At 74.6% G+C, this 13,847-nt stretch carries 11 protein-coding genes; 9 read left to right on the top strand and 2 right to left on the bottom strand.

The genetic code is table 11. The annotated features are described in order from the left end of the window. The first annotated feature begins 1 nt into the window (after position 1). Both HTV45_RS27605 and HTV45_RS27600 read left to right on the top strand, forming a co-directional pair. Entirely contained in the window at positions 2-1,510 is a 1,509-nt protein-coding gene (locus HTV45_RS27605) for an FAD-dependent oxidoreductase (RefSeq protein ID WP_215208613.1), read from the top strand. Between the two features lie 111 nt (positions 1,511-1,621). Further along, positions 1,622-3,133, top strand: coding sequence for an FAD-dependent monooxygenase (locus HTV45_RS27600; RefSeq protein ID WP_215208635.1), 1,512 nt, complete (start codon positions 1,622-1,624; stop codon positions 3,131-3,133). A gap of 415 nt (positions 3,134-3,548) precedes the next feature. Here the strand turns inward: HTV45_RS27600 and HTV45_RS27595 are convergent, their stop codons facing one another. Then, the gene (locus HTV45_RS27595) at positions 3,549-4,631 is read right to left on the bottom strand and encodes a methyltransferase (RefSeq protein WP_215208612.1); all 1,083 of its coding nucleotides are present in this window, start codon (positions 4,629-4,631) and stop codon (positions 3,549-3,551) included. Positions 4,632-4,901: 270 nt separating this feature from the next. Here HTV45_RS27595 and HTV45_RS27590 point away from each other — a divergent pair, with 270 nt between their 5' ends. The 7 genes from HTV45_RS27590 to HTV45_RS27560 all read left to right on the top strand — a co-directional run bounded on the left by HTV45_RS27590 (position 4,902) and on the right by HTV45_RS27560 (position 12,972). Then, the gene (locus tag HTV45_RS27590; protein WP_215208611.1) at positions 4,902-5,231 is read left to right on the top strand and encodes a 4Fe-4S dicluster domain-containing protein; all 330 of its coding nucleotides are present in this window, start codon (positions 4,902-4,904) and stop codon (positions 5,229-5,231) included. Beyond that, positions 5,228-7,306 carry a hypothetical protein gene (locus HTV45_RS27585; RefSeq protein ID WP_215208610.1) on the top strand — a complete coding sequence of 693 codons (2,079 nt, stop codon included), beginning with the start codon at positions 5,228-5,230 and terminating at the stop codon, positions 7,304-7,306. Before HTV45_RS27590 ends, HTV45_RS27585 begins: the two co-directional genes overlap by 4 nt. A gap of 57 nt (positions 7,307-7,363) precedes the next feature. Next, the gene (locus HTV45_RS27580; protein ID WP_215208609.1) at positions 7,364-8,749 is read left to right on the top strand and encodes an amidase; all 1,386 of its coding nucleotides are present in this window, start codon (positions 7,364-7,366) and stop codon (positions 8,747-8,749) included. Between the two features lie 26 nt (positions 8,750-8,775). After that, on the top strand, positions 8,776-10,344 hold the full coding sequence (locus HTV45_RS27575; protein ID WP_215208608.1) for a glutamine synthetase family protein: 1,569 nt from the start codon (positions 8,776-8,778) through the stop codon (positions 10,342-10,344). A gap of 51 nt (positions 10,345-10,395) precedes the next feature. After that, positions 10,396-11,682, top strand: coding sequence for an adenylosuccinate lyase (gene purB / locus HTV45_RS27570; RefSeq protein WP_215208607.1), 1,287 nt, complete (start codon positions 10,396-10,398; stop codon positions 11,680-11,682). Next, positions 11,666-12,070, top strand: a complete 405-nt coding sequence (locus tag HTV45_RS27565; protein ID WP_215208606.1) for a GNAT family N-acetyltransferase — start codon at positions 11,666-11,668, stop codon at positions 12,068-12,070. The genes purB and HTV45_RS27565 overlap by 17 nt, the downstream gene beginning before the upstream one ends. A gap of 236 nt (positions 12,071-12,306) precedes the next feature. Beyond that, a complete protein-coding gene (locus HTV45_RS27560; protein WP_251692856.1) occupies positions 12,307-12,972 on the top strand; it encodes a response regulator transcription factor in 666 nt (221 codons plus the stop codon). 197 nt (positions 12,973-13,169) lie between these two features. Here the strand turns inward: HTV45_RS27560 and HTV45_RS27555 are convergent, their stop codons facing one another. Then, positions 13,170-13,802, bottom strand: a complete 633-nt coding sequence (locus tag HTV45_RS27555) for a TetR/AcrR family transcriptional regulator (protein WP_215208604.1) — start codon at positions 13,800-13,802, stop codon at positions 13,170-13,172. Between the last annotated feature and the right edge of the window lie 45 nt (positions 13,803-13,847).

Genomic DNA, 13,847 nt, shown 5'->3' with positions numbered 1-13,847 from the left:
CATGGCCGGCGCCCCGCACTCGGACGGCCGGCCGCCGCGCACCGGGCCCGCCGAGACGGTCGACACCCAGGTGATCGTCGTCGGTGCGGGCCCGGTCGGTCTGCTCCTCGCCGGTGAACTGGCCCTGCGCGGCATCCGGGTCACCCTCGTCGAGCGCCGCCACGGCCCCACCACCGAGTCCCGCGCCTCCACGCTGCACGCCCGCACCATGGAACTGCTCGACAGCCGGGGCCTGCTCGCCGACCTCGGCAGCCCGCCCCGCGAGCCGCGCGGCCACTTCGGCGGCATCCCCCTCGACCTGACCCTGCCCGGCCCCTACCCCGGGCAGTGGAAGGTCCCGCAGACCAGGACCGAGGCCGTCCTGGAGGAGTGGGCCCTCGGCCTGGGCGCCGACCTCAGGTGCGGCCACACCCTGCACGCCGTCGACGACCACGGCACCCACGTCGAGGCCGCCGCCACCGGCCGTCACGGCGAGCACCTCACGCTGCGCGCCGCCCACCTCGTCGCCTGCGACGGCCAGGACTCCACGGTGCGCCGCCTCCTCGGCGCCGACTTCCCCGGCACCCCGGCCGCCCGGGAACTGCTGCGCGCCGACGTCGAGGGCATCGACATCCCGAACCGGCGCTTCGAACGGCTCCCCGGCGGGCTCGCCGTCGCCGCCCGCAACCCGGCGGGCGTGACCCGGGTGATGGTGCACGAGTTCGGCGCCGCGGTCCGCGACCGCGCCGGCGAGCCCCACTTCGACGAGATCACTGCCGCCTGGAAGCGTGTCACCGGCGAGGACATCACCGGCGGCACCCCGCTGTGGGTCAACCGCTTCGACGACGAGAACCGGCTGCTCGCCCGCTACCGGCACGGCCGCGTCCTGTTCGCCGGGGACGCCGCCCACCGTCAGATGCCCATCGGCGGCCAGGCACTCAACCTCGGCCTCCAAGACGCCCACAACCTCGGCTGGAAGCTCGCCGCCGCCGTCGACGGCACCGCACCCGACGGGCTCCTCGACAGCTACGGCACCGAACGCGCCGCCGTCGGCGCCGCCGTCCTCGGCAACATCCGCGCCCAGGCCCTGCTGCTGCTGGGCGGCCCCGAGGTCGAGCCGCTGCGCACGGTCCTCGCCGAACTCCTCGCCCACGACGAGGTACGCACCCACCTCGCCGGGATGATCAGCGGCCTCGACATCCGCTACGACGTCGGCGGCCCCGGGCATCCGCTGTGCGGCGCCCGCCTGCCGCACCTGCGGCTGCGCACCGGCGCGATCGTCTGCAGCACGGCCGAACTGCTGCGCTCCGGGCGCGGACTGCTCCTGGGACTGGGCGCACCGCCGCCGCGGATCGAGGACGCACCGGCCGACCGCATCGACACCGTCACCGCGCACGCCGCTCCCGACCAGCCGCTCGAGGGGGCGCCCGCCGCCGTCCTGGTCCGGCCCGACGGCCACGTCGTCTGGGCGGGCGGCGGGGACGGGGACGGGCTCGGCCGGGCGGTCGCACGGTGGTTCGGTTCCCCCTGAGATCCCGCTCCGGCGCGCCGCCCGCCCACCCGTCTTCGCCACCCCCCGGCCCGTGCCGAGCACGGACCACTGCCGACCGAGAGGGAATCCACGACCATGCAGGACACCACGATGGACGCCGACGTCATCGTCGTAGGCGCAGGCCCGACCGGACTGATGCTCGCGGGCGAACTGCGCCTGGGCGGCGCGGACGTGATCGTGCTCGACAAGCTGGCCGAGCCCACCGGCCAGTCCCGCGGCCTGGGCTTCACCGCCCGCGCCATGGAGGTCTTCGACCAGCGCGGGCTGCTGCCCCGCTTCGGACAGGGCGAGACCCTGGAGACCAGCCCCGTCGGCCACTTCGGCGGGGTCCAGTTCGACTTCACCTCCCTCGAGGGAGCCCACTTCGGCGCCCGCGGCATCCCGCAGAGCCAGACCGAGGCGGTCCTCGCCGGGTGGGCCACCGGCCTCGGCGCCGAGATCCGGCGCGGCTGCGAGGTGCTCTCCGTCGCCGACGGCTTCCTGGACGGCGACCACGCCGAGGTCACCGTGGGGACCGCGAGCGGCGTACGGCGGCTGCGCGCCCGCTACCTGGTGGGCTGCGACGGCGGCAAGAGCACGGTGCGCAAGCTCGCCGGCATCGGCTTCCCCGGCACCGAGGCGACCCGCGCGATGTTCCTCGCCGACGTCACCGGCCTCGACCTCAAGCCCCGCTACCTCGGCGAGACCCTCCCCAACGGCATGGTGATGGCCGCCCCCCTCAAGGAGGGCGTGCACCGCATCATCGTCTGCCCGCACGGCGCCGCCGCGCGCAGCGCCGACGAGAGCGTCACCTTCGAGGAGGTCGCCAAGGCCTGGGAGCACATCACCGGCGAGGACATCAGCGGCGGCGGCGCCGAGTGGGTCAGCTTCTTCAGCGACGCCACCCGCCAGGCCGCCGAGTACCGGCGCGGCCGCGTGCTGCTCGCCGGGGACGCCGCCCACATCCATCTGCCCGCCGGCGGCCAGGGCCTGAGCACCGGCGTGCAGGACGCCGCCAACCTCGGCTGGAAGCTCGCCGCCGTCGTCACCGGCCGGGCCGGCGAGGACCTCCTCGACACCTACCACGCCGAGCGTCACCCGGTGGGCCGCCGCCTGCTGATGAACACCCGCGCCCAGGGCATGGTCTTCCTCGGCGGTGACCCGGCCGAGCCGCTGCGCCGGGTCATCACCGAGCTCACCGGCTACGACACGGTCCGCCGCCACCTCGCCGGCATCGTCTCCCACCTCGACATCCGCTACGACGTCACCGACGGCGCCGGGGACGAGGAGGGCGCCCACCCGCTGCTCGGCCGCCGCCTCGCCAAGCTCCCGCTGACCGGACCCGACGGCGAGAGCGACACCTTCCGGCTGCTGCACGCCGGCCGCGGTGTCCTGCTCGACCTCGTCGGCGACCCCGGTCTGCGCGCGGCCGCGGCCGCCTGGGCCGGCCGCGTCGACGTCATGACGGTCACCGTCTCCCCGGCCGACCGCGGCGCCGTGTTCGCGGGCGCCGAGGCCGTACTCGTCCGCCCCGACGGACACGTCGCGTGGACCGGCACCGCCGGCGCCACCGGCCTCGGCACCGCCCTCACCCACTGGTTCGGCGCCCCCGCCGAAGGGTGACGCACGCCGAGCAGGTGTCTCGAAGGCGAGGGGGGACGGCCCGGTCTGTCGCTCGGGGGGAAGTCCCCGGACGCGGTCCGCAGCGGAGGTGGTCACCGAGGTCGATGACCGATCTCGCAGAGTTTGTTACACCCAAGGCGTAACAAACTCTGCGCCGATCTCGGAATGATGCAACTTTCCCTGCGGTCAATGTGCTGTGCAGAGCCGTCGCGGGAGCGGCACCGTCCGCGCTCCTCGTGGGCCGTACCGAGTGGAGCCGGTGGCGTGGCCGGGGCACGCGGCAGCCTGCCCCGGCGGAGCGGCGGGCTGTCCACCGCCCTCACCGCGGGCCGGAGCGGCCACTGCGTGGCGGCGGCCGAAGGAGGGGTGCCGGCCCGGACCACCGGGTGGCACCCCTCGGGGCTGCGCGCAGTTCCTACCTCGGGCTGGCCTCCACGATGGAGACCGCTCCCGGTGTCTGCACCACCCGTTCCAGACGGAAGCCCGCCTCGGTGAGGAGTTCCCCGTACTGTGCGGCCGTCCGCTCCATGCCGCCCACGAGGAGCATCAGCCACAGGTCGACCAGCTTGGAGGAGTGGGCGGAGTTCGGCTTGTCCGGGACCACCATCTCCATCAGCAGCAGGCGTCCGTCCGGGCGTATCGAGGCCCGCACGTTGCGCAGGATCCGCAGGGCCTGGTCCTTCGGCCAGTCGTGCACGATGTGCTTGAGCACGTAGGCGTCCCCGCCCTCGGGCACCGGCCCGAACAGATCGGCGGCCACCACCTCGCAGCGGTCGGCGACCCCCTGCTCGGCGAGGTGCTCCGCCGCGCCGTTCTCCGCCACCCGGGGGTCGGAGAGGATGCCCCGCACGCCCGGCGACTTCTGCAGGATCCGGGCGAGCAGTTCGCCGCGGCCCGCGCAGAAGTCGACGACCGTGCCGAACCGCGAGAAGTCGTACGCCGCGACGATCGGCTCGGTCTCGGTGGAGGACATGGCACCCATGCCCTTCATGAACACCTCGCCGTACTCGGGCTTGGCCTCCATGAACTCGAAGGCGGTCATGCCGCGCAGCTTCGGCAGGCTCGGCTCGCCGGTGCGCACCGCGTCGACGAAGTGCGACCAGTCCTCCCGGTGGACCGGGTGGCCCATGAGTACCGCGATGCCGCGCATCGACATCGGCGTGTCCTCGAGCAGGGCGGCGCCCATCGGGGACAGGGCGAAGCGGCCGTCCTTCCGCTCGGTGAAGACGCCGTTCGAGGCGAGCAGCCGCATCAGCCGCCCGAGCGTCTCCGGGTGGGCGCCGACACGCTCGGCGAGTTGTGCGGCGGGCAGCGGACCGTCCCTCAGCGCCTCGGCGACGCGCAGCTCGGCGGCGGCGTGGACGGCCTGGCTGAGCATGGCGCCCTGGACCATCTCGAGCAGCGAGAACGGTGCGGGGGCCAGCTTCCGTGCCAGCCGCTGCAGACCGGTACGCACGCCTTCGACGGCCCGCACGACGCGGGCGGGCGGCAGGGGCATGGGTTCCTCCGTGGTGGACGGCGGGCGGCCGGGTGGCATGCCCGCGGGCGGGCCGGTCGGCGCGCGCCCGGGTCACGACCCGGAGCCCGCGCCCCGGACACCAACGATCCGGCGGCTCGGACGGGCCGCGCTCGGGGCCTGCTCGAGCGGCCGCCGCGGGGCTCCAGCCGGTTCCCACCCGCACTCCGGAGGCAGTCGAGGCGGGCCGGTGACGATCGGGACCGTCCGTCTCGGCCGTGGCCGAGAAGAGTCCCGGAGGGGGCCGATCCCGTGAAGAAGCTTGCCTCGACCGCAGCGCTGTCGGAACGCGCCGATCGCATCGACCGGCGCTCCCGTGCCGGCAACTGGAAGAAGCCCCCGCGGCGCATCGAGGCGTCCGAGTGCATCACCTGCGACAGCTGCCTGCGCGGCTGTCCCGCGGAGTTCGGGGCCATCTTCGACCGGGGCCTCGACGTGGTGATCGTCCCCGAGCTCTGCTCGGGCTGCCCCGCCTGCGTGCTGGAGTGCCCGGTCGACTGCATCTACGTCGACGAGGACTGGTCCCCGACCGACGACACGATGTGGAGCCACATCGAACTCACCGCCGAGAGGGCCGCATGAAGGAGCCCGCGGGACGCAACGAATCCCGCCGCGCCGCCCATGCGAGAAAGCGGATCAGCCGCCGTCCCAGCAGGCTCGGCACCCCGGCCGGCAGCACGGCCAAGCCGGACCGGGTGGCCGACCCCGACGCCGGGTTCCCCGGACTGCTGGGGCGGGTCTGGCGGCGCGCGTCGCAGGCCGGGGACCTGCGCACCGCCCTCGACGTGCTGCTCACCCTCGACGGGCACGTCCCCGCCGACATCCAGCTGCGGGCCCTGAACTCCACCCAGGCGGCCGCCCTGACCGCCCTGTGCGGCCTGCGGCCGCTCGAGGAGGACGGCACGGACGGCGGCTCCGCCGGTGTGGCGGCGTCCGAGCGGCCGGTCACCGGCACGGCCGGGTCGTCCGGCCTCCCTGGCGGGACCGGCCCGACGACTGACGGGCGTACCGCCCCGGACGCCCCGGACGGCAGTCTCACCGACGCGGCGGCGTCCGCGCGGCAGGTCACCGGCACCCCGGAACCGCCCGTCTTCCTCGGCGAGATCGGCCTAGCCACCAGCGGCCGTATCGCCCTGCGCGCCCCCGGCGCCCGCCCCCTCGACCCCCGCGACCTGGTCGGCGGTGTGCGCCGGGTGCCGTACGACCGGGCCGCTCTCGCCGTCTACCGGCGTGAACTCGACCGCGTCCGCGCCCGCGCCGCCGCCCGCGCCGCCGACTGCCGCGCCTGGCTCGCCGGACAGGGCCCCGAGGGCCGCCGGGAACTGCTCGCCCAGGCCCGGGAGGCGGCCGTGCGCACCGCGCCGTTCGTCCTCTACCAGGAGGACACGCAGTACACGAACTTCCGGGACCGGAACACGCTGGCCGGCAAGACCCTGTGGCCCGGCCACCCGGACTGCGCCCTCAGCGCACTGGAGAACCTGCCGCTGGACCTGTGGTCGGACCAGGACGCCCAGCTGGTCGTCTGCCTCACCCTGCTCATCCGCTCGGCCGGTTTCGGCCGCGTGGAGGAGGCCAACGGCACCCAGCTGACCGTCGACCACATCGCCTACACCCTGGAGAGGGTGCGCCGCGCCTACGCCGCCGTACCCGGCGTCGAACCGGTGCCCGCCGCCGCCTCGCACCGCGTCGCCGACCTCGACCGGCTCGCCGCCGGCCTGCGCGAGCGCCGCCGGGAGGTGGGCCGGCACGCCCGGCTGTACCGCGAGATCCACGGGGCGCTGATGCACAAGGTGGAACGGGTGGCCGCCGCCCCCGGCCCCGCCGCCCGGACCCGCCGCGACGCCGTCGCCGGGCGCCTGCGCGCGCGGCTGCCGCTGGCCGGCGACACGCTCGACGAGCTCGGACAGGACCTGGCCGCCGCCCCCGGCTGGCTCGCCGAACCGCACGGCGCCTTCGGCAGCGGCCTGGAATCCCTGGTGTACGAGACCGTCGCCGCGACCGCCGACGTCTTCGGCGCCGACTTCGCGATGAGCCGCGGCATGCGCTCACTGCCCGACCTGGTCCGGGCGCTGCGCGGGGAGAACTGGGCGGCGATCTGCGACTGGGACATCACACACTTCTTCTGCTGCGTGGTGCCGCGGCCCGAGGCGGCCGCCCACTTCGGCGGCTCCCGGGCCGCTCTCGCCGACGCGGCCTGGGCGATGTCCTCGCGCATGCAGTACAACTCCTGGCACTTCGTCGCCGGCAACCTGCCCCGGGAGCCCGAGGTGATGGCCCGCGACCACTTCGTGCCCCCCGTCATCCCGGACATCGCGCACTTCTCGGACCAGCACCACCACGGCCACGTCAACAACAACGTGCGGTTCTCCCTCCGCTCGCCGCAGTCCGTCGAGGTCGACGGGCGCCGCTTCGACGGCTTCATGGACCTCAGGCTGCTGCGCTGCGCCGGCGACCCGTTCGACGAGCAGGACCTGCTCGCCGCGGACCGGGTGTCGGCGTTCATCGCCCGCGCCACCTCGCTCGCCGCCCGACTCGTCGCCGCCGGGACCGGTCTCGAGGTCACCGCGTTCGACTCCGGCTGGCACTGGACGGCCGTCACCGGCGACGGGCCCGCGGCCTCCGGCTCCCTGGCCGGCCAGGGCCGCCGGGCGTCGTGAGGGAGAGGCCGTGAGGGGAGAGGCCGTGTGGGGAGAGGCCGTGAGGGGAGAGCACCGATGACCGCCCGCGGGATCAGCCACACCAGACGACTGCTGCGACGGGGCGAGCTGTCCGCCGTCGAACACGCCACCGCCGTCCTGGACGCCGTCCGCGCGGACACCTTGGACGCGTACGTGGCCGTCGCGGGCGAGGAGGCGCTGCGCGCCGCCGCCCGCGCGGACGCCCGGATCCGGGAACTGGGCGCCGACGCCTGGCGCACCCTGCCCCTGCTCGGCGTCACCGTCTCCGTGAAGGACCTGCTGCAGACCCGCGACCTGCCCACCGCCCGCGGCTCGCTGCTGCCCAACGACCGGTCCCGCGAGGACACGCCCGCCGTGGCCCGGCTGCGCGCCGCCGGGGCCGTCGTCGTCGGCAAGACCGCCACCTCCGAGTACGGCTGGAGCGCCTCGACCGTCAGCCGCGCCGCCCCGCCCACCCGCAACCCCTACGACCCGAGCCTGACCGCGGGCGGCTCCAGCGGCGGCGCCGCGGCCGCGGTGGCCACGGGCCTGTGCGACGGGGCCCTCGGCACCGACGGCTCCGGATCGATCCGGATCCCGGCGGCCTTCTGCGGCGTCGTCGGCTACAAACCCTCCCTCGGCCGCATCCCGTACGTCCCCAACAGCGCCGACCGGCTCGCCCACCAGGGCCCCCTCGCCCGCACGGTCGCCGACGCCGCGCTGCTCGGGACGGTCATGGCGGGCCCCCACCCGGCCGACCCCGACTCCGGGCTCGGCTCCCTCGACGCGCCGCGCACCGGGCGGGTGCTGAGGATCGGCTGGATCGAGTACGAGGGCACCAGCGACGAGGTCCGCAGCGTCACCGGACAGGCCCGCCTGGCCCTGCGGGGACAGGGGCACCTGGTCGAGGACGTCGAGGTGCGCTGTTCCCGCCTGTATCCCGCACTCGTCGACCTCCTCGCCGCCTCCGAGGCGGCGGGCGCCCGCCCCGAGGACGACGAGTGGGCCGACCCCGGCCGCCTGGAGGTGATCCGGCACGGCCGCTCCCTCGGCGGCGCCGACGTGATCCGGGCCGAGGAGGTCCGCCAGGGCCTGCGCGCCACCCTGCGCACCGTCATGGACCACTACGACGTCCTCGCCATGGCCACCGTGCCCGTCGAGCCGTTCGCCGCCGACGCCATCGGCCCCGCCTGGGCGGCCGACCCGCGGGACCTGCGGTGGCTGGCCTGGGCGCCCGCCTCGTACCCCTTCAACATGACCGGCCAGCCGGCCCTGTCGCTGCCCGCCGGTCTCACCCGCACGGGCCTGCCGGTGGGTCTGCAACTGGTCGGGCCCGTCGGCGGCGACGACCTGGTGCTCCGGCTCGCCGGACACCTCGAGTCGGACATCGGCACGCCCGTGCCGCCGGCCCCGCGGCTCCTGGAGCCCGCGGCGGCCCGGTAACCCACGCCCGTGGAAAGGACGTTCCCATGTACGTCAGGTCATGGTCCTCGCCCGCCGCGGAGGGCAGCGTCGGGCAGCCCTCGTTCGTGGCCGATCACGGGCTGTGGGACGAGGCCCGGCTCGCCGCCGCCGAACGGGTCGAGGCGAGCCTCGCCGGCCTCGACCTGGTGCGCCTCGTCTTCGGCGACCCGCACGGTCTGGCCCGCTCCAAGACCCTCACCGCCGAGGCGTTCCGCGGCGTGCTGCGCAACGGCATGAACTTCAGTCCCGGACCGTATCTCTTCGACACCGGGCACGCCGTCGCCGTCGACTTCCTCGGCGACCACGGCATCGGCGTCGACGAGATCGCCGGCGCCGGCAACTTCGTCCTGGTCCCCGACCCCCTCACCTTCCAGGAGCTGCCCGGCGGCGCCGCCCGCACCGCCTGGGTGATCGGCGACGAGTACCTGCGCGACGGCACCCCGCACCCGCTCTCGTCGCGGGCCGTGCTGCGCCGCGTCGTCGACCGGTACACCGCGCGGGACCTCGCCCCCGTCCTCGGTCTCGAGGTCGAGTGGTACCTCACCCGCCGCCTCGACGACGCCCCCGGCAACACCGGCAACGGCTTCGGACTGCAGGGCCGGGCGCCGCGCGTGACCGCCCTGAACTCCGGCTACCAGTTCAACCTCGACGGCCACTACGACACCGTCGCCCCCCTCACCGACCCGCTCGCCCTGCACCTGCTCGCCCTCGGGCTGCCCCTGAGGTCGATGGAGCACGAGTCCGGGCCCGGCCAGGTCGAGACGACGTTCAGCCCGATGTCCGCGCTGGACACCGCCGACGCGATGCTGCTCTTCCGCACGGTCACCAAGAGCTGGTGCGCCCGGCGCGGACACCACGCCTCCTTCATGTCGCAGCCGCTCCTCGACGCCGCCGACCCCAGCGGCTGGCACCTCAACCAGTCGGTCACCGACCTCACCACGGGAGCCAACCTGTTCGGCACCGAGGGCCCCTCCGGCGGCCTCTCCCCGCACGGCAAGGCATACGCGGAAGGGCTGCTGGACCGGGCCCGCGAGCTGTTCCTGCTCTCGGTGCCCACCGTCAACGGCTACCGGCGCCTCGCCGCCGAGCACACCCTCGCGCCCACCCGCCTCGGCTGGAGCCAGGAGGACCGCAGCGCCATGCTGCGCATCGTCGGCCACGGTGCCGGCGCCCACATCGAGAACCGCATCGGCGAACCCTGCGCCAACCCGTACCTCGCCATCGCCGCCCAGCTGTTCTCGGGCCTCGAGGGTCTGGAAGGTGTGGAGGGTCTGCAAGGCGGCCCGGGCGGCGAGGGCCTCACCGTCCGGGCCGCCCCCGCATCCGCACCCGCGGACGCCGCCGGCGCCCCGGAACCCGGCGGCGCCGGCCTCGTACCGCAGCACCTGCGCGAGGCCCTCGACGCCTTCCGCGCCGGCCGCGCCGCCCGGCTGCTCGGCGAGCCGCTCGCCGCCTGCCTCGCCAAGCTCAAGGAGAGCGAACTGCGCCGCTACGAGGCCTGGTGCCGCGAGGCCGCGACCACACCCGGGCAGGTCAGCGAGTGGGAGCAGCGTGAGTACTTCGGCGCCTACTGACCCCCTCCCCGCCCGCCCCGGTCCGCCCTCTCCTCCCGAGGAAGGCCTCGCATGATCGCCCGATACACGCTGCCCGAGATGGGCCGGCTCTTCACCGACCGGTCCCGCTACGCCCTCTGGGTGCGGGTGGAGATCCTCGCCTCCGAGGCGCAGGCCGCCCTCGGCCACGTACCGCACGAGGCGGTCGAGGACATGCGCCGCGCCCGCGTCCCGGACCCGGAGCGGGTCGCCGAGATCGAGCGGGAACGCGATCACGAGGTGCTCTCCTTCCTCGCCGCCTACTGCGAGGACATCCCCGAGACCTCCGCACGCTGGGTGCACCACGGCATGACCAGCTACGACCTCGTCGACACCGCGCTCGGCCACACCCTGGCCCACGCCACCGACCTGCTCACCGGTGCCACCCGGCGGCTGCGCCGGGTACTGACCGAACGGGCCCTGGAACACTGGGACACCGTGATGGTGGGCCGCACCCACGGTGTGCACGCGGAGCCCACCACCTTCGGACACAAACTCGCCGGGCACGCCTTCGCCGTGGACCGCTCGCTCGGCCGGCTCGCCGCCGCCCGCGAGGCCGTCGCCGTCGGCACCGTCTCCGGATCCGTCGGCACCTACGCGCTGATCGACCCCCGCGTCGAGGAACACGTCCTGGCCGCCCTGGGCCTGGGCGCCGAACCCGCGCCCAGCCAGGTCGTCGCCCGCGACCGGCACGCCCAGCTCATGCAGGCCGTGGCCACACTGGGCGCCTGCGTGGAACAGATCGCCCTGGAGCTGCGGCTGTTGCAGCGCACCGAGGTCCGGGAGGTCGAGGAACGGCGCACCGGCGCCTACCAGGGCTCCAGCGCCATGCCGCACAAACGCAACCCCACCACCAGCGAACGCCTGTGCGGCCTCGCCCGTCTGCTGCGCGGCTACGCCGACACCGCCCTGGAGAACGTGGCGCTCTGGCACGAACGCGACCTCGCCCACCAGTCCGTGGAGCGGGTGATCCTGCCCGACAGCCTCAGCGTCGGCCACTACCTGGTGACGAAGGCGGCCGACCTGGTCGCCTCACTCACCGTCGACGCCGGCCGGATGCGCGCCCACATCGACCAGACCGGCGGCCTCGTCCACAGCTCCGCGGTCCTCGCCGACCTCCTCGGCGGCGGCATGGAGCGCGAACGCGCCTACCGCGGTGTGCAGGCCGCGGCCGACCACACCCTGGCGACGGGCGAGCACTTCGGCGCGTCCCTGGCCAGGGAGGGCATCGCCCCGGACCGGCTCGGCCCCGAGCGCTTCCTCGTCCACCATGATGTGATCCGCACCCGATTGGAGAAACTGCATGAGCTGGAAGATTGACCGCGTCGAGGGCTCCGCACTCGACCTCGACGAGGTCCTCGGCGTCTACCACGCCTCCGGCCTCGGCGAACGGCGCCCGGTCGAGGACCGGGAGCGGTTCGCGTCCATGGTCGCCCACGCCAACCTCGTGCTCGTCGCCCGCGACGACCAGGGCGCGCTCCTCGGCATCGTGCGCGCCGTCTCCGACTTCTCCTACGTCACCTACGTCTCCGACATCGCCGTCGTACGGGACCGCCAGCGCTCCGGCATCGGCCGCGCCCTGATCGACGCCACCCGGGACCAGGCCCCGGCCGCCAAGCTCGTCCTCCTGTCCGCACCCGCGGCCGTCGACTACTACCCCCACATCGGCTTCACCCGCCACGAGTCGGCCTGGGTGCTGAACCCGTAGTCCTCGCTCCCACCGGGTCAGCGCGGCTGTACCGGGGCTCGACCGCGCCCGCCTAGATTCACGGTCGGGGCGGGCCGACGGCCCGCGCCGAGCACCGGACCCCCGGGGGAGGCATGACCCACACATCGGCACAGGCGCTGCTCGACATCCGCCCGCCCGCCGGACCCGCCCCGGCCGTCCCACGGCCCGCCGGGGAGCGCGAGCCGGCCGCCACCGTCCACCCCGCGGCCGTGTCGATGCCCTCCGGCCGGCGCGTCCTCGTCGTCGACGCCGACACCGCCGGCGCGGACTCCCTGGTCACCCAGTTGCGCCGGCACGGTCACGAGGCCCTCGGTGTCCGGCGCGGCCAGGACGTACTGCGCGCCCACGAGGACGCCGACCTGGTCCTCCTCGACCTCGAGCTGCCCGACCTGGACGGCCTGGAGATCTGCCGCGTCCTGCGCGCCGTCAGCCGGGTGCCCGTCATCATCGTCACCGCCCGCGCCTCCGAACTGGACTGCGTCCTCGGGCTGCAGGCGGGCGCCGACGACTACGTCGCCAAGCCGTACGGGCTGCGCGAGCTGATGGCCCGTATCGAGGCCGTGATGCGCCGGGCCGCATGGCAGCCCGCCGCCCCCCACGAGATCCGGCACGGCCGCCTGCACATCGACGTGGGCTCCCGCGAGGTCCTGGTCGGCGGTGAGGAAGTCGCCCTCACCCGCAAGGAGTTCGACCTCCTGTGCCTGCTCGCCTCGCACCCCGACACGGTCATCCCGCGCAAGCGGCTCCTCCAGCAGGTCTGGGGCGACTCCTGGTCCCGCCGCACCGTCGACACCCACGTCAGCAGCCTCCGCGGCAAACTGGGCGACAGCGGCTGGATCGTGACGGTACGGGGCGTGGGCTTCATGCTGGGCAGCCCGTAGAGCTCGTCACACGACCGTGCGGTGGTCCCCGTCCCGCGGCCGCACCTTCGGCGGAGGGATCAGCGGCTTCGCGACCCCCAGCCCGTCCGGAACGGTCCGACTCCACGTGTCCCGCCCCATGACGGCGTATCTCCCCGTCCCGAGCCGCCGCCCGATGCTCTCCGAAGCGGGGTCGACGCGCACGCGGTCCCTCAGGGTCAGTCCGCCGCTCGTGGCGCCGGTCCGGCCAGCCCGTGCAGCAGCAGATCCGTGAGGGTGTCGATGACGTGCTGGTCGTCCTCGCCGTCGGAGGGCGGGAGCACGGCGTAGTTGAGGGTGACGAGCATCGCGCCCATCGCCGCCGCGATGAGCTCGGGGTCGCCGGGGAGCCGGTGTCCGCGCTCGAGCAGGTACTCCAGGTGCATCCGGATGGTTCCCGTCTGCTCGCGCAGGTCGCGCCAGGCCCGGCCCGTGCCGGGGTCGTTGGCCACCATCGCCTGGAACAGGGCGAGCGCGACCGGGCGGTTCTGCCGCATCACCGTCCACGCGGCGCCGACGTGGTCGCGCAGCTGGTCGCGGTCGGTCAGGTCGTGGTCGCGGGGGTGCTCCAGGCCGGCCATGCGCTCGTCGCGCGCATCCTCCATCTCGGCGAGGAGCGCCTGGAGCAGCTCGTCCTTGCCGGTGAAGTGCTCGTAGAACGAGCCGGTCGAACGTCCGGCCGCGGCGGTGATGTCGGTGATCTTCGTATTGAGGTAGCCGCGCTCGCTGAACAGCCCCCGCGCCGCGTCCAGCAGCGCGGCACGGGTCTGGGCCGCCCGGGCTTTTCGACTGGCGGTCCTCGCCTGCGGCATGCCGTCCTCCATCGCCTGTTGACAGACGTCAGCGTATCTGAACAC

Source organism: Streptomyces sp. CHD11 (assembly GCF_018638295.1).
Classification (GTDB): Bacteria; Actinomycetota; Actinomycetes; order Streptomycetales; family Streptomycetaceae; genus Streptomyces.
The sequence above is the reverse complement of the archived record's forward strand: the minus strand, read 5'-3'. Positions and strand labels throughout refer to the sequence as shown.